This window comes from Cloacibacillus sp. (assembly GCF_020860125.1).
Classification (GTDB): Bacteria; Synergistota; Synergistia; order Synergistales; family Synergistaceae; genus Cloacibacillus.
This window is the reverse complement of sequence record NZ_JAJBUX010000095.1, coordinates 1-21,173: the sequence shown is the minus strand read 5'-3', so window position 1 is coordinate 21,173 and position 21,173 is coordinate 1. Positions and strand designations below refer to the sequence as shown.

The window sequence follows — 21,173 nt, the reverse complement described above, 5'->3', positions numbered from 1 at the left end:
GCCCATTCACTTATAAAGATTACAAAAAGGATAGAGAGCGGTGAAAACAGCTCTCTATCCTTTTGTATATGGGATGGATACACGAAGTAGGTAAAAGTTTTTTAGCCTGGCCTTTTATCTAAAGGTCATACCTAACATATTCCCCGCAGCAGGGTGTGCCTTTGCAGATGTAGGCGCTGCCGGCGCGTAGGTCGTAGACTACCGAGGCGATCGTCTGCCATACGCCGTTGGGGTCCAGCTCGCCCTTTGGCAGATGGGTGCAGAGCGCCTCGATGCAGTCCGCCTGCGGGTAGGTGTCGGCGGCTCCGGGGAAGGTCTCGTGGTTGGAGAGGGCCTGAAAGATATCTTCCTTTGTAATGTGTCCGTGGTTCTCCAGAAGAAGCCTTCTGAGCATTTTGTCTCTGAATTTATTGTCATGGGCCGTGCAGTATTCCGCGCCGGCGACAAAGTGGTTGGCGTGTGTGACGATACCCTTTTCCGGTTCCACACGGAAGACCTTTTTGGGGGTCGTCTCAAGATCCGTCGCAATGTCCTCGCCCGAGGCGAGCATGTAGTTGCAGGAGACGCTTCTCTTGCCCTCGTATATCAGCCTCTCCGCCTCTTTGAAGTTTTTCGAGTTGAGCACCCGGCGGCGCAGGAAGGTCACGGGGATGCCCGGATCGCCGCCGTCGAGCGTCGAGGTGAGGTTGTTGGCGCAGATTCCGACGCCGTGGCTGTTGAAGCCGTTTCTTACCAGCTGTCCCGCCTCCGCGATGCCCAATATTTTTGTCCCCTCGCAGTTGTCGATGGAAATTATCACCGCGTTGTCCATCACCCAGGGGCGGTAGTCCCAGTTCTGCGCCAGGAAGACCTTATCTCCGCCGGTCGCCTCCGTGAGCACCGAGGCGCTGGTGCACTCCTTCGGCTTGTCCTTGAGCAGCTCATAGCGGCAGTTGAGGGCCATCACGTCGCCTAGCTCCACGCCAGCGCCCTGCGCTACGCCGCGCGCCTCCGTGAGCTCCGCGGGGCACTCTTTTTCAAGCAGCGGCAGGTACTGCGCGGAACGTCTGCCGATCTCTTCCCAGGAGAGGTTTCTCGCGAGGAAATGCTTTTTGTAGTTCTCAATGCCTCCGAGGATCTGCGCCGCCGCCTGAGCGCCGTACTGCAGCCCCCTCTCGAATGGATCGGCGGATTTTATCTTTACCAGTGTGAATCTGTCCATTATATCTCCCTCTCTTTTACTTTACATGAACACTCCGGCTCCGGGGCCGAGCGGTATATTGAAGAAGTAGAAGCAGGCGAGCATCGCGAGGAAGGCAAAGAAAAAGAATATCGTGTAGGGCAGCGAATAGGCGATCACCGTGCCTATGCCTACCTCCTTTTTGCCGGGATCGACGTTGAAACGCTCAAAGAGAGCGATTGCTACCACGAGCATTGTCGACAGCGGCGCTATCGGGTTTGTGCAGGAGTCGCCGCAGCGGTATGCCGCCGTCACCATCGCCGGCGAGAAGCCGACCGCCGTGAACATTGGGATGTATATCGGCGCGAGCATGAGCCACTTGGCGTTTGCCGAACCGATGAAGAGGTTGAAGAAGGCGGTCAGGCAGACGATGATGACGAGTGTCGGATAGCCGGTGAGGTTGGCCTGGTTGATGAGTTCCGCGCCCTTGAAGCCGACGATCGTCGGAAGATTCGAGAGGTTGAAGAGCTTGATGAAGATGGAGGCGGTGAGGGCGATGACGATGAGCATGATGTTCTGCTTGAGCGCCGTACCCATCATGACGGGGACGTCCTTTGAGTTTGTGATCGTACCGACGGTTCTCCCGTAGGCCACGCCGGGAAGAAGGAAGGCCATGAAGAGGGTGAATATTATGCCGCTGAGGAAGGGAGAGCGGGGCAGCAGGGCGCCGTTGTCGGCGCGCAGTATGGCGTCGGCCGGCAGCGTGAGGAGCAGAATGACGGCCAGCCAGAAGAGGAGCGCCAGCCCCGCGTGACGGAGTCCTTTGACCTGCAGCGGGGTTATCGTCTCGCCGCACTCTTTGCGGGGGATGTCAATGGGCAGCCCGTCGGCGGCGATGTGCGGCACTGTGCAGTATTTAGTGACGAGGACCGTCACCGCTGTAAGGACGATGACCGCGGCGGAGAGGAAGTACCAGTTCATCAGCAGATGGGCCGGCGCGCTGAGACCCAGCTCCTGCGTGACCGCCATGGTGATGCCGTTGACGACGAGGTCCTGGCTCGCGATGAGGAAGTTCGCTCCAAAGCCGGCGTTGCCCGCGGCGTAGGCGATGGATACGCCGATCCAGGGGTTCTTGCCCATCGCCTGATAGACCGCTCCGCCGACCGCCGCCGCGGCGATTATTCCCGCGTCGGAGGCGAGGTTGGCGTTGATGGCGACGAAGGTGAGGATCGCTACGACCGCCCACTGCGGGGCCTTGAGGATGGTACGTTTGATGAATGTCTCCATCAGGCCGGACTGTTCGCAGACGCCGATGGCCATCAGCAGCGGGATCACCGCGCGCAGCGGGGAGAAATCAAAGAATATGTTCTGGAAATTAAGGAAGAAGAAACGGATATTTTCTTTGTTGAGCAGGCTCTTGGCTTTGATGGTGATCGTTTCGGGCGACGCGCCCTCCGTTACCTTCGTATATGAGGCGGATACGCCGAGCCATTCGCAGATCACGGAGATGAGGATTACAAAGGCTATAAGCCATACGAACATCATAAATGGGTGCGGCAGATGGTTGCCTATCCGCTCCACGCCGCCGATGAATTTCATAAACCCACGCTCTTCGGCAGATTTTTTTTGCATAGATACTTCCTCCTCATAGATATTTTTACAGGATAATCTATCCGGGCCCGAATACTATCTGCATTGAAGTTAAATTATCACAGTTGTTTTCAAGCGGCAAATATCAAAAAGGAAGGAACCCATAACCTGAGGTTATAGGATATATAATAGATAAACAGTTATGTTTCCTGCTATACAGGAGGTGTAAGATAGTGGAGATACGGGAGTTTGAATATATTTTGTCGGTGATACGCAACAGGAGCTTTTCCGCGGCGGCCGCCGAGCTGCACATATCCCAGCCCGCGCTGAGCAAATATGTCGCCGCCCTTGAGAAGCGGCTGGGGCTGAAACTTCTTGAGCGAACGAACAAAGGGCTGGTCCCGACATACGCGGGCGAGCGCTGTTATGCCTGCGCGCTGGAGGTGAGCGAAAGGATGGAGCGGTGGCGGGCCGAGATGGAGGGAATCGCCGCGATGCAGAAGAACCGCCTCCGTGTCGGTGTGATCCGCAACGACCGGCAATATTTTCTCCCGCAGAACATTGAACGCTTTCGGGAACGTTATCCTGATATCGAGCTCAACATAACGCAGCAGCTCTCAAAGGATATCGAAAGCGGTATATTGAACGGCCGCCTCGATATCGGCTTTGTCTCCGAACCTTCCATCCCGGGAAGCGTCGACTATCGCACGCTGGGCAAGAACTATACGCTTCTTGCCGCGCCGGCCGCGATGGGGCTGGCGGCGGAGGGGGCCATGAAAGAGCCGCTGCCCTTCCCGTGGATCGATATACACCTCCTTGACGGCGCGGCCTTTGTGCTGCAGGATGAGAGCTGCCGTTTCCGGAGTTACATCGACGATTTTTTTGAGCATGAGAACTTTTCCCCAAAGGTCAAGATGACGACCCAGAGCACAGTGGACGCGCTGCGCTTTACGGAGCTGGGTGTGGGCCCCTCGCTGATCTCCGACGGATATATCCATTATCTCTCGCTGAAGGAGAAGGTCGACATCTTCTGTGTAGGCACGCCGCCCGCGACGACGAACTTCGGAGTGATCGCAAAGAACCTCGCCGCGCTTCCGAAGTGCGCTGTTGATTTCATAGATATTTATATGACTGATCAGATGAAAATTTAGTAAGCATGAAAATAAGGAGGTACGCTGCGGACTGATGCTGCCGAGTCCGGCCAGTGCCATTTTATGATAAAGGCCGCCGCGCAATAGAGATATCTAAAGTGCGGCGGTCGGTTTTCAGACTGTATTATTCGCGCTGTTTCGGGGCTATTCCTGCGGTTTCACCGCGAGGAAGCGCAGCCGTACGTAGTCGGCGGTCCAGCCCTTCTTCTCATCGAAGAGCGTCGGACGGCAGTAGTCTTCGACCTCCTTATAGAAGGCCTCCCGCTCCGCGTCGCTGAAGCCCTCGGTATGACTTGCCGAGAATACCTCCAGCCAGCCGCGAAGTCCCGCGGGAAGCGGCGTCGGGCGGTCGATGCGGGCGATGAATTTTACCTGAAAACCCTGATTTTCCAGGATCTTCGAGAAGGCTCCGAGTTCGGGATATTTCCATGGATTGCGTGCCTTATAATCCAGGCCGCGCTTTATGAGGGCGATCTTCATCCCCTCGCGGATGATGCGAACGCATCCCTCGCCGCCGCACTCGGCGGCGAAGCGGCCGCCTGGTTTCAGCAGGTTCCAGACGCGGCGCGCGACGGCGTAATGATCCGGCATCCAGTGGATCGCGGCGTTGCTCATGACGGCGTCGAACTTTTCATCCATCTTCAAGATCTGCGCGTCCGCCAGGAAGGCCTCAACGCCGAGCTCACGCGCGGCGGCCACCATCTCGGGGCTCGAGTCGGTGCCGATTACGGAGCAACCCATTTCGGTGAGCTTCTTCGTCAGGATGCCCGTGCCGCAGCCAAGATCTAAAATCCGCTCTCCCGCCTTTGGCTCAAGGAGTTCTATCACCGGTTCCCCAAGTTTGGGAACGAAGTCCGCGCTCTTCCTGTATTCCTGCGGGTTCCAGATTTGATTTGTCATAGATGACGGCCCCTCTTTCTTAGAGCGCCGCCGTGCGCCGCTCCCTATTGCGGGGCAGGCGGAACGGCGGTAGCTGATTTGTATTTTGCTGTACCCGTCCCTATTATATCTGAGTTGAGACCTCTCTGCACATCTTTTGTATCTGCGGAACGAGATTTACCGCCTGTTCCTCGGTGAATCGCTGCGCCGGTCCCGCGATCGAGAACGAGAAGGTAAGTTCACCGCGGCGGTTGAAGATGGGGACGGCGACCGAGATGATTCCCTCTTCGCGGTCCCCGTAGCTCAGGGAATAACCGAGGGTACGCACATTTGAGAGCTCCAGCCGCAGCTTATCTGGTTCGAAGAGAGTCGTCGCGGTGATCTTGCGGGCATTCTTTATCTCACGCTCGATGGTCTCCTCGCCGAGAAAGGCGAGCAGCGCCCGTCCGCCAGCGCCCACCCAGAGCGGCAGGCGGTCGCCTACGCGCATCACGCACTGCATCGATAACAGGCTTTCCACATGCTCAAAGCAGGCGCGGTCCTCGCCGACGACGCCGTAAAGAGAAACGGCCTCCTTCGTCTCGTCGCGCATCCGCTTCATATAGGGATAGATTATCTGCTGCGGGCGGAAATTGGCCTTCGCCACGCTGCCGAGCAGATAGAGCTGGTTGCCGAGCGAATAACAGCGGTCGCTGTGGCGGTGGAGCATATTGAGGTTCTCCAAGGTGCTGGCAAGGCGCAGCGTCGTCGTCACGGGAAGCTGTATCCTCTCCGCGAGTTCGCTGAGTGTCAGCTTATAATCATCTCTTGTAAATGCCTTTAAGATCGAAAAGGCGCGTTCTACGGAACGTACGGAATCTTCCTTCATGACAGCCTCCAAAATATATCATATTTCCAATGTATGGAATGAAATTGCATTGTGCGATATAATAATAGTTGAAGAGCAGAAACTTTGCAACAGGATATTTAGCCTTTTGCCGCTTCTCTTTGTTCAAGTGCGGAATAGCGCTGTTTGCTGACGCCGTTTTTTAGAAATATGCCTCTCTCCTTGACGAAAACAACCTCTTTGTTATAATCTTAAATGAATAAAAATGAATAATACCCCCGAGTCAAAGCTCCTGCAAAGAAAAATATTCTTATGGAGCACGACCAACGGGTATCTTTGGAAACGAAGGTGCCTCCCTCTTGGAAAGGGGAAAAGAGACCACAGGCGCGGGCCTGTGCGGTGGCCTTTTCCTAATCTTTTTGCGGAGCACCGAATCTACGAGATTAGAGAGGAGGAAGAGGTTAAAATGCGCAGCCTGAAAGTCCTGATCGCAGAGTCAGATCCACTTCTTCAAAAACTTTATTCCGATATCATCATCAACGACAGCGCTTTTACTCTGCTAAAGTGCGTCTCCACGGGGCCGCAGATGTTTGAGGCGATGCGCTGCATCGACGTTGACCTGGTGCTGCTCGACCTATTCCTCAGAGATTTCAGCGCGACTGAAGGGTTGGACGACCTTCGTAAATCCTTCTCGCGCACCGACTACATCGTAGTCTCCTCGGGCGAGAATCCCGAGCTTGTGCGCAAGGCGCTCTGTGCCGGCGTCTTTGAATTTCTCGTTAAGCCTTTTTCCTTCGACTGCCTGCGCGCCGCGCTGAAAAACTACCAGATATACCACCATTCGCTAACCGGCAGGACGCACCCGTGGCAGCAGGAGGACTTGGACGCCCTCGTCTCGATGAAGAGCCACGACCCGTCGTGGGCCAACAACCGTTCGATCCCCAAAGGACTCCAGCTCAAGTGTCTCAACGACATCGAATCATTTCTCAAGAGCAACGAGGAGACCTTCTCCGCGCAGGAGGTCGGGGAGCATCTCGGCATCTCCCGCTCCACCGCGCGCCGCTACCTCGAGTTCCTTACCATGAGCGAACGTGTCGTCGTCGAGTACGCCTACCGCCGCGTGGGCCGTCCCGAGAAACGTTACCGCATGGCGCTGCTGTAGCGCCCGATTCAGATTTAAATAAAAAAACATAACAAAGATAGAAGGGGGGAATGTGCTCCCCTCTTTTGTTTTTTTATAGATAAATCCCTAAAAACAGCTTGTAAAAAACAGCGCCGCCGCGCACTGTTATTTATGTCGGCGCAAAAAGACGGACGCTCCGCTGCGCCGCCCATAACCCCAGGCAGCGTTTAATAGTTGTAGATAGATTTTTCTACGACGGCCCGTCTGCAGATACTTCGGGGGGTAAAATCTGCCTGTGCGGAAACGTTTATACTTTAAATAAGGAAGATATTTTTTGAAGGGAAAGTTGCGCGATATTATCACTAATCGACAGCGGTCAAATATCGTGGTTTCACGACGGTGAACCGATAATTTTGTACTTTTGCCAGATGACGGTTCATTTTCTTGCCTTTTCGCAACTTACTTGTGAAAAAATTTTATTATCCATAAATTAATCAAAATAGCGCATAACGTCTCATATTCTACCTAAATATTGCTCATTATTGTGTACTTTTGTATGATTTGTATAGAAAGTTTAGACAATAGTTGCAACTTAGTTGCAACCCCGAGTTTCATTTCCTAACGCAATAACGCTATGGAGATGCGACCAGTGAGCCGAAAGGCTCCAAGGGCTTTTTCGGGAAACCGCGAAGCCTCCCGGGATGCGCAGAGCATCCGAATTGGAAAGGGGTAAGGATATATTTGCCGCGTTAACGGGCGATGTACACCGCTTCCTCTTTTCGATGAAAATGCAGTCAAGGTTTCTTATTTATTTCCAGAGCTCCCGCATGGCATGGCATGGGATATGGAAAAATTCATTTCGAGAGAGGAGATTTTCAATGGCAAAGGAAATGACAGAGGCACAGGTCCAGTCAAGCTATCATGTCAAGAATCTTACCATCAACGGCGTACCGAGGCGCGTAATTGGCAAACCCGAGGTCACGCTTCTCACCGTTCTTCGCGACCAGCTGAAGATGACGGGCACAAAACGGGGCTGCGACTGCGGTCAGTGCGGCGTCTGCAACGTAATACTCAACGGCAAGGTGGTCCGCGCCTGTATCACCCGCTGGAAGAACGTTCCCGAATTCTCGCAGATCACGACGATCGAGGGAATAGGCACCCCCGACAATCTCCACGCCCTGCAGTGGGCGATGATCGTCTGCGGCGCTATCCAGTGCGGTTTCTGCACCCCCGGATTCATTACCTGCGGTAAGGCTCTTCTCGACCAGAACCCGAACCCGACGCGCGAAGAGGTTCGCGAGTGGTTCGGCAAGAACTGGATGGCCTGCCGCTGCACCGGCTACAAGCAGATAGTCGACGCCGTCATGAAGGCCGCCGCCATCATCCGCGGAGAAGAGAAGATCGGCGACCTCGCGAAGATGTACAAGCCGGGAGATTCCGTATGGAACACCGATTATCCGCGTCCGAACGCGGTCTACAAGGCGACCGGCCTTTGGGATTTCGGCGATGACGACCGTCTGAAGCTGCCCGAAGAGTTCCTCTTCGCCTATCCCTATTCTGTCGAAGGCGTGCGCCACGCGAAGGTCAATAAGATCGACGTCAGCGAAGCCGAGAAGATGCCCGGCGTATTCAAGGTAGTCACCTACAAAGACGTCAAGGGTACGAACCGTATCCGCGGCCAGGTCGGCTGCGCCTCCGCCCTCACGGACGGCTGGGAGCGCCGCATCATGGTCGAAGAGGGAGACAAGATCCGCCAGTGGGGCGACGTCGCCGCGATAGTCTGCGCCGATACGGAGGCCCACGCCCGCGAAGCTGCCGCCAAGATCAAGGTTGACTATGAACAGCTTCCCGAGCTCATCGACATCTATCAGGCGATGGCTCCCGACGCGATAAAGGTCTACGATGATATCGAAGGCTACGATGGCATGCCCAACGCCTGGAACAAACGCGTATTCACAAAGGGCGACGATCCCAAGAATGATCTCGACAAAGCCGAATATGTCGTTGACGACGAATTCCTCAGCTCACGCCAGCCCCATATGGTGCTCGAGCCCGACTGCGGATATGCCTACTACGACGAAGAGGGCAAACTGACGATCGCCTCAAAGTCGGTCTGTGTCTACCGCCATCAGATGATGATCGCGCGCGGCATCGGCGTGGCTCCCTCGAAGATCCGCGTCATACAGAACAACATGGGCGCCTCCTTCGGTTATAAGGTCGCCCCGACCAACGAACCCTATCTCGCGATCGCCCTTATCGCCTGCGGACGTCCCGTCTACATGCGCATAAACATGAAGGAGCATAATATCCGCACACCGAAGCGTTCTCCGTTCCTTATGCACATCCGCGTCGGCGCCGACAAGAGCGGCAAGCTCGTCGGAGCGGAGCAGACCTGGTGGGTCGATCACGGCCCCTTCAGCGAATCGGCCAACGACCTTACGAACAAGGGCGGACAGTTCTTCTTCTCGCCCTACGCGTATGAGAATATGCGCGCCACCGGCTATACCTGCTGGAGCAACCACCGCTGGAGCGCGGCCTTCCGCGCCTACGGCGCACCGCAGACATACTGGGGCTGCGAGACGGCGATGGACATGCTCGCCAACAAGTGCGGCATCGATCCCTTCGACTTCCGTGAGATGAACCTCCTCGAGTGGGAGCCGTTTACGGAGAATCCGCGCGGACAGTTCCCCTCGGGATACGCGCCCGAAGTATTCCCGCTTCCCGAGATGATGAAGAAGGCCCGCCCCTACTACGAAGAGATGAAGAAGAAGGCGGCGGAGCTCTCAACGGATGAAAAGAAGTACGGCGTAGGCGTATCGATCGGTATCTACAACTCAAACGACGACGGCGCCGACGAAGCGGCCAGCAACATCGAGCTTACGAAGGACGGCGTCATCCTCTACAACACCTGGGAAGACCACGGACAGGGTGCAGATATCGGCTGTGTGGGTACGGCGCATGAGGCGCTGAAGCCGCTGGGACTTGCTCCCGAGCAGATCAAGCTCGTCCTCTCAGACACCGCGAAGGCTCCGAACAGCGGCGCCGCCGCCGCCAGCCGCTCACAGGTCATGGTCGGCAACGCGATCGTCGACAGCTGCAAGAAGCTCCTTGACGCGATGCGCAGGGAAGACGGCACGTACCGCACCTACGACGAGATGATCGCCGAGAATATCCCCGTGTTCTACGAGGGTTACACGCAGGCGATGGTACTGCACGCCGACGGCTCAACCGAGGTCTGCTCGGGCAACGATAAGGATACCGGGCTGGGTAAACCCTTCGGCTTCCATATGTTCGCCGTCAACCTCGCGATGGTCTCCATCGATATGAAGACCTGCAAGGCCCACTGTGAAAAGTTCGTGCTTGTCGGAGACGTAGGAGTCATCAACAACTACCTCGTAGTCGACGGACAGCAGTACGGCGGTATCGCGCAGGGTATCGGACTTGCCCTCACGGAAGACTTCCTTGACGAGAATAAGTACAACAACTTCATCGTCATGGGTCTGCCCTACATCAAGGATATCCCCGATGAACTCGAACTGGTCCATGTAGAGACACCACGTCCTCTTGGCCCCTTCGGAGCTTCGGGAACCGGCGAAATGCCGCTATCCGCGCCGCATATCGCGGTCTGCAACGCTATCCACAATGCCTGCGGCGTCCGTATCAAGGCTATCCCCGCGACCCCGGATAAGATCAAGGCTAGACTCGCGGAGCTTAAGAAGTAGGATAGAGCGCTTCACGCGCGTGGGAGGCCTTCTCCCGCATGTGTAACGAATGACTCAGAGAGGCCGGCATGGAGATTTTTCTGTGCCGGTCTTTTAGTAATAAGATTTTTACGGTTCGGAGTACAGGCTTCGGTCGATTTATGCTAGACTGTTGCAGTAACGGTATCATCAGTTTATTTGTGTGGAGGGGATATTATGAGCGAAAAAGAGAAAAATTATGGTTCGATATACGAGCTTCCGCTGCAGAACGCCTCGGCGCTTGCGCCGGAGATAGAGAAGAGGACGATATACGGCCCTGAGAACTGCTGGGACGATTATGTCATGCGCCATTTCATCCTGCCGGCGCACAGGGGTATTCCCGCGCACGAACATGAATGGGACCACCTGATGTTCACGCTCTCCGGCGACGGCGTCGTGGAGGTCGAGGAGGAGCCGGGCAAACGTGTCCCATATCTCATGAAGACCGGTTACTGGACGCGCGTTCCCGGAGGTCTTGTCCACGAATATAAGAACGACAGCGACGTACCTCTTGAGTTTTTCTGCATCGTCCCCACGCGCGGCGACCCGCACGCCAAGAAATTCTCGATGCGTGCCGAGCGCGCGAAACGTAAGGAAGAGGCTGAATAGCTTAGGCAGACCGCCGGTTTTCGGCGGATAAATGATAAATGCAACGCCGCGGTCCTTTTTACGAAGGCCGCGGCGTAGTATTTTTTATAACGAGAATATTATTGGACGCTCAGGCGCGTTGGACATTCGCCGGTGTTTTAACGGGAAGCCGCAGCGGGGCCGCCGCCATACGGGCTAACGGCGCGGACGCCAGAACGTTTTTTCTTTGGGTTGAATCTCTATTTGTCTATCGGACCGTCCTTATTTCTCCAGCTCCATATCGACGATTGGCGGGATGAAGGCTGTAGTCGGCGCGGTATCCCAGGGGAAGAGCACCCAGGTATCCTGGCTGACCTCGGTGACGAAGGTGTCGACCATCGGGCGTCCCTCGGGCTTCGCGTAGACGGTGGCGAAATGGGCGGGGCCGAACATGGCGCGGACGATCTTCGCCGTTTTGCCGGTGTCCACGAGGTCGTCGACTATCAGCCAGGTATTGTCGACCCCCGCGAGGTCGGGTCGCTTGAGGATGTTGGCCGCCGACTGGTCGCGCATCGTGTAGCTCGATATGCAGATGGTGTCCACCAGGCGAATGTTGAGCTCGCGCGCGATGATCGCCGCGGGGACCAGCCCTCCGCGCGCCACGGTTATGAGACGGCTCCAGTCGGAGCGGATGTCAAGCAGCTTCCAGGCAAGGGCACGGCAGTCCCTCTGTACCTGTTCCCACGACACGGGATAATTCTTGTGATATCTTGCGGTGGTTCCGGCCATTTATATTCCCCTTTTCATGAATTCGGATAAAAACCATTTTTAATTGTACTAACAGAGCCCGCAGTTGTCTATCGCCTCTCAGGGATTGTCCCCGAGTTCGTCCAGCAGGGAGTCGATCTCTTCCCGACAGCCGTTTTCGCGGCGCAGCACCGCCGTGATCTCCACCAGGCAGCCCTCGCGCGCGCCCGCCGGCAGCAGCGCCGCGGGAAATTCGAACGCGGGGCCGTCCTCCGGCAGCAGCCGCGCCGTGCCCTCCGCCACCGCGTCGATGAAGAGCAGGCTCTTCTTACCGTCACTCATTTGACCACCCTCTTTCTTTCAAATGTGATGCTCTTGCCGTTCGTGCGCAGCTTGACGGCGCCGTCAGCGGTGTCGAAGCGGCGCACTCCCGCCTCCCTGATGGCTTTGACCACCTCTTTGTGCGGATGTCCGTAGCTGTTGCCCCGCGCGTAGCTGAGAATGATTATCTCGGGGGAGACATCGCGCAGCATCTTCCTGTCCGTGCCGTTACGGCTGCCGTGATGCGCCGCCTTGAGCACCACGGCCTGCGGCAGCGGCTCCAAAGTCCTGCGTTCTTCTCTCTCCATGTCGCCGGTTATGAGGAAGGAGATATCGCCGTAGGTGACGAGCAGAACGAGGCCGTTGTTATTGGCGTCGCTGTCGGTATTTTTCAGCAGCTTCGCGGGGCCCAGCACATCGACTCTGACGTCGCCGAAGCTCTCCGAGAAGCCGCGCTTCGGCCGCCCGAAGGCGATCTTTCCCTCCTTGACGGCGCGGTAGAAGTCGCGCTGTACGCGAGAGCCGTGGTTATAGCCGGAGTCCCACACCTTGCCCACCGGGAAGGCCGAAAGCAGCTCCTTCATACCGCCGATGTGGTCCTCGTGCGGGTGCGTCGCCACAAGCAGGTCCACCTTTTTCACGCCGCAGGATTTGAGATACCGCACCGTCTGTTTTGCGTTTTTCTCCGGACCCGCGTCGATCACGATATTTTGCCCGTTCGGAAGGATAAATAGCGAGCAGTCCCCCTGCCCGACGTCGACGGCGTAATAGCGCAGCTGCGCGGCTCCGGCCGGCGCCCCTGTGAATACGGCGCAAAACAACAGCAGCGCCACGAGGAATATTTGCAGTGGAAATTTTGATCTGTCCTTCATCTTATACCGCCCTTCAAATTACATCAAATAAAACGATATGGTCTATAATAGTAACCTAGTTGAGACTGAAAGGGAGAACCGTATGTTTGGATTTTTTCTAGTACTGCCCTTCGTCATCATAATTATAACGGGAAACCAGCTGCGCGCCCGCGGCTTTTATTCCGCCGACGACATCTCCGCCCTTATGAAGACCCTCTACTGGGTGATACTGCCTCCCCTTCTCTTCCGTACTACCTATATCGCCGGTACGGAGGTCTTAAAACAACCCAATCTCCTCATAGCCAGCACGCTCTGTTATATCCTCACGATAATCGTGGCCTATATCGGTTCCGTCTGGTTTGCCCATAAGGGAGACGTCAAGCGGGTGGCTGTGTCGGTATTCTCCTCGTTCCGCAGCAACAACATCTATCTTGGCTTCCCCGTCATTCAGATGGCGATGGGTGAGGCGGGACTTCACGAGGCCTCCATATATGTGGCCGTTACGACCGTATCCTTCCAGCTTCTCTCTATCGCCGCGGGAGAGGCGGTCCTCTACGGGCGGCCCTCCGTAAGCGGCATTTTGAATATGCTGAAGAAGCTTGCCCGGAACCCGCTGATAATCTCCTGCGTGCTTGGCGTCATCGCCGCGTCCTTCAGCTTCCCGATCCATTTTGTCTTTGACGAGGCGATGAAGCTGATGAGCGGGGCGGCGACCGCCGTGGCTCTGCTTGCCCTCGGCGGCTCTCTCGACCTGTCGCGCATGGGCAAGATCGTCAAGATACTGAGCAGTACCTGGTTCGATACGCTGATAAAATTAGCGGTCAACCCCGCGATAATGTGTGCGGTGCTGGTACTCTTTCCCATCCCCAAGGAACTCTTTCAGGTCACCGTGATGCTCAGCGCGATGCCGAACGCCGTAAACTGCTTCATCCTCGCGTGCGGCATGGGGATGGACAGCGAGTACGCCGCAGACCTCGTCGCCGCGACTACGCTGCTCGGCATCATCTCTATCCCTGCCTGGGCATATATCCTTGGCATGGTCTAAGTAAACTTAAGGTCTATAACAGGTTTATAATAGAAAGTGTAATTATGCTGCGCTGTGGTGAAATTGCGGAAAAATTCCTCTTTTTTAAATTGACATATTGAACTTTTTAGTGGTTTGGGTTTATAATATAGAGACAAAAAATTATTTATCCAGACTAAAAATTTTTAATATGAAGGAGTGCTCGATAACAATGATTCCGCATCCGATCTCCACGAACGACAACCCCTCAAAAGCAACGAAGGTAGTAATTGCCCTTGGCGGCAACGCTCTTATGGAGGCAGGCACCCCGCCGACGGCGGAAGAGCAGCTCAAGGTCGTCAAAAGGACCTGTGAGAATCTCGCCGATATCAGCTGCAGCGGTTATGAGATGGCGGTAGTTCACGGGAACGGACCGCAGGTCGGTCGTCTTGTGCTCCAGCAGGAGATAGCGGCGGCCTCTCAGCCGGACCAGCTTCCCGCGATCCCCTTTGACTGCTGCGGCGCGATGACCGAGGGCTATATCGGTTACCAGATCCAGCAGAGCCTCCGCGACGCGCTGCGCAACAGGAACCGCAACGTTCCCGTCGTTACGCTCGTTACGCAGGTCATCGTGGATGATAACGATCCCGCCTTCGAAAAGCCGACGAAGCCGATCGGCCGCTTCTACAGCGCCGAAGAGGCCGAGAAAGTCGCCAAGGAAAAAGGCTGGACGATGAAAGAGGACTCCGGCCGCGGCTGGCGCCGCGTCGTCCCCTCGCCAAAGCCGAAGAGGATCGTTGAACTTGATTCCGTCAAACGCCTCTGGGATTCGACGATCGTCGTAACGGCGGGCGGCGGCGGTATTCCCGTGATCGAGAACATGGACGGCTCGCTCACAGGCGTGGCGGCGGTCATCGACAAAGACCTCGCGGCGGAGCGCCTGGCGGAAGATATGGAGACCGACATCCTTCTCATCCTCACCGAGGTCGAGAACGTCTACGTCAACTTCGGCAAGCCCGACCAGAGGGCGCTTTCCCACATCACCGTCGCCGAAGCCATTAAATATATGGAAGAGGGGCAGTTTGGCTCCGGCAGCATGGAGCCTAAGGTCATGGCGGCGATCAAGTTCGCCCGCCGCTTCCCCGGCAAGAAGGCGATCATTACCTCGCTTGCGAAGGCTATCGACGCGCTGGAGAACGGAGCCGGTACGGTAATCACCATGGCGTAAAGGGCCTGTCGGCCCGCGCGGAATGGGGCCGTTTGGGTTGACAAAAGCGCTATATCCTGTAGAATATCTTTTCGTGACGCCGTGTTGATCGGCTCACGTTAGTGGTAGGATGGCCGAGTGGTCAAAGGCAACAGACTGTAAATCTGTCGGCGAGAGCCTACGTTGGTTCAAATCCAACTCCTACCACCATCTATTAAAAAATCAAGGCCGCCCGCAGGGGCGGCCTGTTTTTTTATCTTGTACTGTCTCTTCTCATTCCTTAGGCTCTTTGCCGTTATCTTTCGGCAGACCACGATATTTTTTTGTATTCCAGATCTTTTCCGCCTTTGAGCCGAGAAACCAGAGGCTGCCGCCCAATATCAGAAAGAAGAGTCCCTTATCCATGCCGTTCCAGAAATTCTCAAAGTAGCGCGTATATAGGTTTATCCCGAGGAAGGTCAGGCCGTAACCGCGGAGCATGGCGTCGTCGCGCTTGATGCCCAGCCACAGCGAAACGCCCGCGGCGGCTGCGAAGAGGAGCGACCAGTGAAAAAGCTCCATCTGGCGCACGTCGTACCATGAATTCATATCTCCGTAATTGCCGAAGATAGACATTATCCACAGGCTGACAAAGAGGAACAACAGCCCGACGCTGAGCGTGCTTCGCGTGAATGGAGCAAAGCGTCCGTATCTATCCATCCGCTGCGACAGCGCCGTGAGCAGGGCTCCGTAGAGAGAGAAGCGGGCCGGATAATTAAGTCCCAGCCAGTAAGCGCCCCAGCCAGATACATAGCCTGTTTCGGCTCCGAGCCAGCTGCCAAGGGAAAAGAGGGCGAAAATCCATACCAGAATGGAATCCAGCGCGAGCGCTATCGCACCGTAGACGAGCGCCGTGAGTCCCAGGAGCAGCGAAAAGTGGCCGCTGCCGTTATCCAGCGCCTTGCCGAGCCATGCGATAGAGGCGGCAGTCAAAAGGACGCCGAGGAAAAGCACCGCCTCGTTGGTGAATACCTTTTCAGGAAATTTCCGCCTGCGTTTGCCGCTCCAGAGATAAAGGGCGGCGGCCACCGCCGCGAAGAATATGCACTTTACGACCGCTTTGCCTCCGAAGAGCCAGAGCATGAGATCTATCACCCATCTGGCCCTCGTCAGCGCCGCTATTCCCACAAAGATGCAGCAGAGCGCCACCGCCAACAGACAGCGCGCCGCCTTCTGCCAGTCAAAGGGCATGGGGGAGATGCCGTCTCTGAGCCTTTTGGCCGTCTCCGCGTCGATTTCCCCGTCCTCCTCCCAGAGGTCGAGCATCCTTGAGACTGTATTATATTGTCGTTTAGGAAGTTCCCGCATCATCATCACTCCGGCAGATAATTTAAAAACGGATATATCCGGCCAACGGCTGCTTAAGATATACAAGACCCATTATAAACCATACTGTACAGGGTTAATCTATATCCGCGCATGGTTTCTGATATAAAGTATAGCGGGAATATGCGCCGTTAAATGCCATACGAAAAGAACGGGAGAGATAGTTGTATGAATTGTTAAAATTTAACATTTATCATATTGCAATAGTTCTGAAAATTATGAGTGATAGACAGGATACTTATACACTAAATAACCGGCTGGCGCAAGGGTGTTTTGCGATAAGACAGCCCCTCATTTCCTGCGTAAGTACGCGAAGATTTGACTTGTCAGATATGATATATTTAACGCCGAGTTTAAAAACGTTTTTGATTGAAGAAAAAAGTTCTTGGATATACGGACAGCCGCGGCAAACAACCTCCGCGGGAGAATTTTAGAAGTCATATTTTTCTGATATCCACAGCAGCCCGATTATATAGCTGGCGACAGCGTCCAGCGAACTTGCATGTAATTTGACGGAGGTACAGCGTTCCCCCGGCCGTGCTCTGTTCTTTTTGCCTCAAACTTCCAGTTTGGCTGTTTCAAATATGACAAAGTTTTTCCCCGATGCCGCTCCTGCCGTGAGTTACGGCGCGGCTTTGCCCTGCGCTCTTTTATAAAAATTTATGAATACGGTCTTATAAAGGTTACAGAAAGGAGAAGGATAACAGATGAAGACAAAAAAATTAGGCGCGGCGGCGATCATTGGCACATTTATCGCCATCGCGGCGCAGAATCCTTCAATTGCGGCTACCGAAACGGTCGATCACATCGAAGTAACGGCCGACAACAAAAGTCCAGGCTCCCTGGCTCAGGGCAGGGTGGCGAGTGACGATACGCTGATAGTGGAAAACGACGTCAGTGTGAGCGGCACCAATTCCAGAGGCGTGCGTACCGTCGGAGATAACGCGACGGTCGTGATAGGCGGCGATGTAAACGTCTCCGGAGCGCGCTCCTACGGGGTAGTGACGCAGAGCGCCAACGCGGATATCACCATTGGCGGAAAGGTCAGCCTCTCGGGCGAAATGGGCTATGGCCTTCACGCCTCAAACGGCTCAAACGTTAAAATCGGAGACGGCGTTACCGTCTCTTCCAGCAGCGTTTTAGACGGCAGTACGGTGAAAATCCCCTACGGCGTCTCCCTGAACGGCGGCAGCGCCGGCAAAATATCGGGAGACATCTCAATTACCGGCGACGGAGCGCGCGGCGTCTACGTGACGTCGAGCACACTTGAGCTGCAGGGCGATGTGTCCGTATCAGGCAGCTACCGGGACGGCCTTGACTCCTCCTTCGGCGTTGTTCTGAGAAACGGTTCGTCCGCCGATATCACCGGGGACATCGACGCCTCCGGCGAAAGGGCAAGGGGCGTGCAGCTGAACGCTCAGACCGACGTAGAATCGGCCAACAGCCTCAACTTTTCCGGCAACATCAGCGCCTCTGGCAAAGACGCCATCGGGCTGAACGCGGGCGCTGGTTCATCCGTCAAGATAAACTCTGGCTACATCATCGCCTCCGGCGACGGAGCGATAGGAGCGAACGGATTGCCCGATGCCAACAATATACAGCCCGGCCCCGATATCAAAGCCAACGTTGACGTGGTCGAGGCCTCTGGCAACGCCGCCCAGGGAATCGCCGTCAGAGGAGGGTATCTCGACTACAGCGGCACCCAGGGGAAGGGCAGTGTGCTTGCCACGGGAGAAAATTCCTACGGGATATCGCTGCGTAACGGCAGCGGCGCGGATATAGAGGCGGATATCGTCGCCTCCAACAACGGGGCGAAGGGCCTCTTCGTGACCGTCGGCAGCGATGTGAGGCTGAATGGTTCCGTAGAGGCGAGCGCGGGCGGCGCGACCGGCGTCACAATGAGCGACAGTACGGGGGATATCCGGGGGAACATCTATGTATCTGGATCTGCCGCGGCTGCCGCGGGCGGCGGAGAGCTCCTCGCCTACGGCCTTTCGGCATCCAGAAGCGACGTTGTGATGAGCGGCGACATCTCGGTCTCCGGAAACGGCGCCAGAGGGGTCTCCATGGGAGAGGGAAAACTTGACCTTACGGGCAGCGTCTACGTCACCGGCGGCCGTTCCGACGGCGGCCAGTCGGCCTACGGCATGACGATACGCAACGGAAGCCTCGTCGATATGAAGGGAGACCTTGTCGTCTCCGGCGACTATGGAATCGGAATCAACATGATCGCGCAAAGCGGCAGCGAGGCCGGCAGCGGCGTTAAATTAAGCGGCACGGCGGCGGCGCTTGGCGAAAAATCCCGCAGCCTCAACGCGGGAATCGGCAATGACATTGAAATGACGGAGGGCGGCCTGCTTGCCGCTGGAAAGGGTTCCTACGGCGCCTATATCACCGGCAGCAGCCTGAAACTGGACGGCGCTGTCTCCGCGAGCGGAGAGGGTTCCTACGGCGCGGCGCTCTTCGCCGGAAGCAGCGCCGATATAAGCGGCTCGGTGAGCGCCTCCGGCGCGGGTTCGCGCGGACTGCAGCTGAAGGCGAGCTCCGCCGGACTCTCAGGCGATATCACGGCCTCCAACAGGGACGCCGCGGGCGTATATATACTCGATAACGGCGAACTTCACCACACGGGACAGATAGCCGCGAAAGACGGCGGGACGGGGATCGTCATCGAATCCGGTACCTTTGCCACGGACGGCCGGATATTCGCGCAGGATAACGGAACCGGTACGAGCATACTCGGAGGTACGGGGACCCTCAAAGATATCCACGTGGAGGGAGCGAACGCGGTTGGCGCCTCTGTCCGGGGAAGCGGCGTCATGAACGCGGCCGATGGCCTGATCATCGTCTCCGGGACCGATGCCGTGGGAATGGAACTCAATAACGGCGGTACCGCCAACCTGAGCGGCATGTACGTATCGGCATCTGAAAATAACCTCCTTGCCAGGAGCGATTCATCCGGTTCGCTGAACGTTTCGGGCGGCAGCTTCATGCTTGGCGACATCCTACACGAGGGAACAGATGCCGGTACCCTTGACGTTCAGCTCTCCGGAGGCTCTTACTTGATCGGGACGGTCAATGCGCTTGGCGGCGGGGCCATCGACGTGACCCTGAAAGGCGGCTCGGACATGTGGGAGGTGACGGGCGATTCGCACATCAAGGGCAGGCTGGAAAATCATGGTGTGATCGACCTGATCGGCGCGGACGCGTCCACGAGCTCCCACAAAATACTCACCTTCGGCTCCTATGAGGCCTCCGAGGGTGCGGTGATTAGAAAAAAGGCGGACCTGGTCAATCAGGTAGGCGACTATACGCGTATCGAAGGTGAGGCTAAAGGGGTGACGAGCCTCTACGTCGCCAACACCTCGCAGGGATCCGCCTACAGCGACAGAAGCCATATCCTCGTCACCGCCGTGGACTACGAGGCGCAGGGCAGCGACGCCGACTTTACCCTTGCCAACCCCGACCACTACGTGGACGTGGGCGGCAGGAAATACACGCTGGCAGACGAATACAGCGGAAGCGACAGAAACTGGTTCCTGCAGGCAAATGGGCTGGCCCCCTCCGGTAAGGCCTTCGCGGGCGTCTCCGTGATAATGCCTGAAATATGGTATCTGGAAGTCGATACCCTTTACAAACGGATTGAGAGCTACGGCACGCCGGGCTACGAAGGCGGATTCTGGTTCGACGGCGCGGCGAAAAAGATCGAGCATAACGCTCAGGGAAGCTTTGGCGATCAGGAGCAAAAACTCTACACTATGTCCGTCGGCTGGGACACGAAAGACGAAACCTCTGACGGAGCCCTCTACCGCGGCTTCATGACCGGCTACGGCTACGACCAGCGGTCGTTCAGCAGCGGCAGGGGAGAGTCTGACATGCACTCTTTTCAGGCCAGCTTCTACGGCATAAAGCGCCGCACCGACGGCCTCTATTACGGAGGGCTCGTCAAATACAACCACTACAACAGCTCGGCGAGCGCCGCCATCAACGGCACAAACGAGAAGATCAAGAGCGACTTTGAGCAAAACGGCCTCGGCGCGTCGCTGATCGCCGGCAAAAGATTCAGCATACGTAACGGATGGTACTGGGAGCCGATGGCGCAGCTCTCCTACCTCCGTGTATTCGGCAAAGACATCGTCACGACCTCGGGGCTGAGGGCGAGCATCGACGACGGAGACAGCCTTCGCGGAAAACTGGGAGTCGTTCTTGGACGCAAATGGGTGATGCGCAGCGGCCGTTCTCTGGATATCTTCTTCGACGCCTCCGTCGTGCATGAATTTGACGGAGAGACGAAGGTCACGATGGAGAACGAGGACTTCACCTCCGATTACGGCGGCACATGGGGAGTATTCGGCATCGGCACGGCCTGGCAGCTGTCGAAAAACAGCTGGCTCAACGCCCGCTTCTACTACGCGGACGGAGACAGCCGGCGCGAACCGTGGGGCGTGCAGCTTGGAATGAGCATCGCCATGTAACCTGCGGCGGAAAGACCGGAAATATGTAAAGGAAGAGGCGGCCGACTTTGGAGCCGCCTCTTCCCTACATTTCCCCCGCAAGCCGTCTCATAAGTCTTGACAAACGTCTGATATCATGTAAAATATTTTTCTGTAATGTCGCTATGTGCGGCGTCGCTGAGTGGTAGGA

15 protein-coding genes, 1 tRNA gene and 2 riboswitches are annotated in these 21,173 nt (G+C 56.2%); of the genes, 8 read left to right on the top strand and 8 right to left on the bottom strand.

Translation table 11 applies throughout. The annotated features are described in order from the left end of the window. Positions 1–118 precede the first annotated feature (118 nt). A complete protein-coding gene (locus LIO98_RS12035; RefSeq protein ID WP_291957459.1) occupies positions 119–1,201 on the bottom strand; it encodes a C45 family peptidase in 1,083 nt (360 codons plus the stop codon). A gap of 21 nt (positions 1,202–1,222) precedes the next feature. Continuing rightward, positions 1,223–2,791 (bottom strand): AbgT family transporter, encoded by a 1,569-nt coding sequence (locus LIO98_RS12030; protein WP_291957455.1) that lies wholly within the window; start codon positions 2,789–2,791, stop codon positions 1,223–1,225. A gap of 191 nt (positions 2,792–2,982) precedes the next feature. On the opposite strand from LIO98_RS12030, the gene LIO98_RS12025 reads away from it, so the two are divergent. Next, on the top strand, positions 2,983–3,900 hold the full coding sequence (locus LIO98_RS12025; protein WP_291957453.1) for a LysR family transcriptional regulator: 918 nt from the start codon (positions 2,983–2,985) through the stop codon (positions 3,898–3,900). A gap of 144 nt (positions 3,901–4,044) precedes the next feature. On the opposite strand, the gene LIO98_RS12020 is transcribed toward LIO98_RS12025, so the two are convergent. Further along, entirely contained in the window at positions 4,045–4,800 is a 756-nt protein-coding gene (locus LIO98_RS12020) for a methyltransferase domain-containing protein (protein ID WP_291957450.1), read from the bottom strand. Positions 4,801–4,903: 103 nt separating this feature from the next. Next, positions 4,904–5,647, bottom strand: coding sequence for an IclR family transcriptional regulator (locus LIO98_RS12015; RefSeq protein ID WP_291957447.1), 744 nt, complete (start codon positions 5,645–5,647; stop codon positions 4,904–4,906). A gap of 222 nt (positions 5,648–5,869) precedes the next feature. Then, positions 5,870–5,991: riboswitch (molybdenum cofactor riboswitch) on the top strand. Positions 5,992–6,071: 80 nt separating this feature from the next. On the opposite strand from LIO98_RS12015, the gene LIO98_RS12010 reads away from it, so the two are divergent. The 3 genes from LIO98_RS12010 to LIO98_RS12000 all read left to right on the top strand — a co-directional run bounded on the left by LIO98_RS12010 (position 6,072) and on the right by LIO98_RS12000 (position 11,077). Then, positions 6,072–6,767, top strand: a complete 696-nt coding sequence (locus tag LIO98_RS12010; protein ID WP_291957444.1) for a response regulator — start codon at positions 6,072–6,074, stop codon at positions 6,765–6,767. A 551-nt stretch (positions 6,768–7,318) separates the two neighbouring features. After that, positions 7,319–7,474: riboswitch (molybdenum cofactor riboswitch) on the top strand. Positions 7,475–7,606: 132 nt separating this feature from the next. Continuing rightward, the gene (locus LIO98_RS12005; RefSeq protein ID WP_291957441.1) at positions 7,607–10,450 is read left to right on the top strand and encodes a molybdopterin-dependent aldehyde oxidoreductase; all 2,844 of its coding nucleotides are present in this window, start codon (positions 7,607–7,609) and stop codon (positions 10,448–10,450) included. Positions 10,451–10,645: 195 nt separating this feature from the next. After that, positions 10,646–11,077, top strand: a complete 432-nt coding sequence (locus tag LIO98_RS12000) for a cupin domain-containing protein (protein ID WP_291957438.1) — start codon at positions 10,646–10,648, stop codon at positions 11,075–11,077. A 240-nt stretch (positions 11,078–11,317) separates the two neighbouring features. Here LIO98_RS12000 and gpt read toward each other — a convergent pair whose 3' ends face one another. The 3 genes from gpt to LIO98_RS11985 all read right to left on the bottom strand — a co-directional run bounded on the left by gpt (position 11,318) and on the right by LIO98_RS11985 (position 12,975). After that, entirely contained in the window at positions 11,318–11,824 is a 507-nt protein-coding gene (gpt, locus tag LIO98_RS11995) for a xanthine phosphoribosyltransferase (RefSeq protein ID WP_291957435.1), read from the bottom strand. 78 nt (positions 11,825–11,902) lie between these two features. Continuing rightward, on the bottom strand, positions 11,903–12,124 hold the full coding sequence (locus LIO98_RS11990) for a hypothetical protein (RefSeq protein WP_291957432.1): 222 nt from the start codon (positions 12,122–12,124) through the stop codon (positions 11,903–11,905). Continuing rightward, the gene (locus tag LIO98_RS11985; RefSeq protein ID WP_291957429.1) at positions 12,121–12,975 is read right to left on the bottom strand and encodes an MBL fold metallo-hydrolase; all 855 of its coding nucleotides are present in this window, start codon (positions 12,973–12,975) and stop codon (positions 12,121–12,123) included. The genes LIO98_RS11990 and LIO98_RS11985 overlap by 4 nt, the downstream gene beginning before the upstream one ends. A gap of 82 nt (positions 12,976–13,057) precedes the next feature. On the opposite strand from LIO98_RS11985, the gene LIO98_RS11980 reads away from it, so the two are divergent. The 3 genes from LIO98_RS11980 to LIO98_RS11970 all read left to right on the top strand — a co-directional run bounded on the left by LIO98_RS11980 (position 13,058) and on the right by LIO98_RS11970 (position 15,374). After that, complete coding sequence (locus LIO98_RS11980; RefSeq protein ID WP_291957425.1) at positions 13,058–13,999, top strand: AEC family transporter; 942 nt, start codon at positions 13,058–13,060, stop codon at positions 13,997–13,999. Between the two features lie 190 nt (positions 14,000–14,189). Continuing rightward, on the top strand, positions 14,190–15,185 hold the full coding sequence (arcC, locus tag LIO98_RS11975; protein ID WP_291957422.1) for a carbamate kinase: 996 nt from the start codon (positions 14,190–14,192) through the stop codon (positions 15,183–15,185). Between the two features lie 103 nt (positions 15,186–15,288). After that, positions 15,289–15,374: transfer RNA gene (locus LIO98_RS11970), tRNA-Tyr, on the top strand. 63 nt (positions 15,375–15,437) lie between these two features. Here the strand turns inward: LIO98_RS11970 and LIO98_RS11965 are convergent. After that, complete coding sequence (locus LIO98_RS11965; RefSeq protein WP_291957479.1) at positions 15,438–16,517, bottom strand: DUF2157 domain-containing protein; 1,080 nt, start codon at positions 16,515–16,517, stop codon at positions 15,438–15,440. Between the two features lie 719 nt (positions 16,518–17,236). Between LIO98_RS11965 and LIO98_RS11960 the strand changes: the two genes are divergently transcribed. Beyond that, positions 17,237–21,004: an autotransporter outer membrane beta-barrel domain-containing protein gene (locus tag LIO98_RS11960; protein WP_291957419.1), complete on the top strand. Its 3,768-nt coding sequence runs from the start codon at positions 17,237–17,239 to the stop codon at positions 21,002–21,004. Positions 21,005–21,173: the final 169 nt, after the last annotated feature.

Excerpts from the sequence above, each read along its gene's own strand:
- LIO98_RS12035 (WP_291957459.1), bottom strand. The coding sequence starts at position 1,201 with ATGGACAGATTCACACTGGTAAAGATAAAATCCGCCGATCCATTCGAG.
- LIO98_RS12030 (WP_291957455.1), bottom strand. The coding sequence starts at position 2,791 with ATGCAAAAAAAATCTGCCGAAGAGCGTGGGTTTATGAAATTCATCGGC.
- LIO98_RS12020 (WP_291957450.1), bottom strand. The coding sequence starts at position 4,800 with ATGACAAATCAAATCTGGAACCCGCAGGAATACAGGAAGAGCGCGGAC.
- LIO98_RS12015 (WP_291957447.1), bottom strand. The coding sequence starts at position 5,647 with ATGAAGGAAGATTCCGTACGTTCCGTAGAACGCGCCTTTTCGATCTTA.
- LIO98_RS12010 (WP_291957444.1), top strand. The coding sequence starts at position 6,072 with ATGCGCAGCCTGAAAGTCCTGATCGCAGAGTCAGATCCACTTCTTCAA.
- LIO98_RS12005 (WP_291957441.1), top strand. The coding sequence starts at position 7,607 with ATGGCAAAGGAAATGACAGAGGCACAGGTCCAGTCAAGCTATCATGTC.
- LIO98_RS12000 (WP_291957438.1), top strand. The coding sequence starts at position 10,646 with ATGAGCGAAAAAGAGAAAAATTATGGTTCGATATACGAGCTTCCGCTG.
- gpt (WP_291957435.1), bottom strand. The coding sequence starts at position 11,824 with ATGGCCGGAACCACCGCAAGATATCACAAGAATTATCCCGTGTCGTGG.
- LIO98_RS11990 (WP_291957432.1), bottom strand. The coding sequence starts at position 12,124 with ATGAGTGACGGTAAGAAGAGCCTGCTCTTCATCGACGCGGTGGCGGAG.
- LIO98_RS11985 (WP_291957429.1), bottom strand. The coding sequence starts at position 12,975 with ATGAAGGACAGATCAAAATTTCCACTGCAAATATTCCTCGTGGCGCTG.
- LIO98_RS11980 (WP_291957425.1), top strand. The coding sequence starts at position 13,058 with ATGTTTGGATTTTTTCTAGTACTGCCCTTCGTCATCATAATTATAACG.
- arcC (WP_291957422.1), top strand. The coding sequence starts at position 14,190 with ATGATTCCGCATCCGATCTCCACGAACGACAACCCCTCAAAAGCAACG.
- LIO98_RS11965 (WP_291957479.1), bottom strand. The coding sequence starts at position 16,517 with ATGATGATGCGGGAACTTCCTAAACGACAATATAATACAGTCTCAAGG.
- LIO98_RS11960 (WP_291957419.1), top strand. The coding sequence starts at position 17,237 with ATGAAGACAAAAAAATTAGGCGCGGCGGCGATCATTGGCACATTTATC.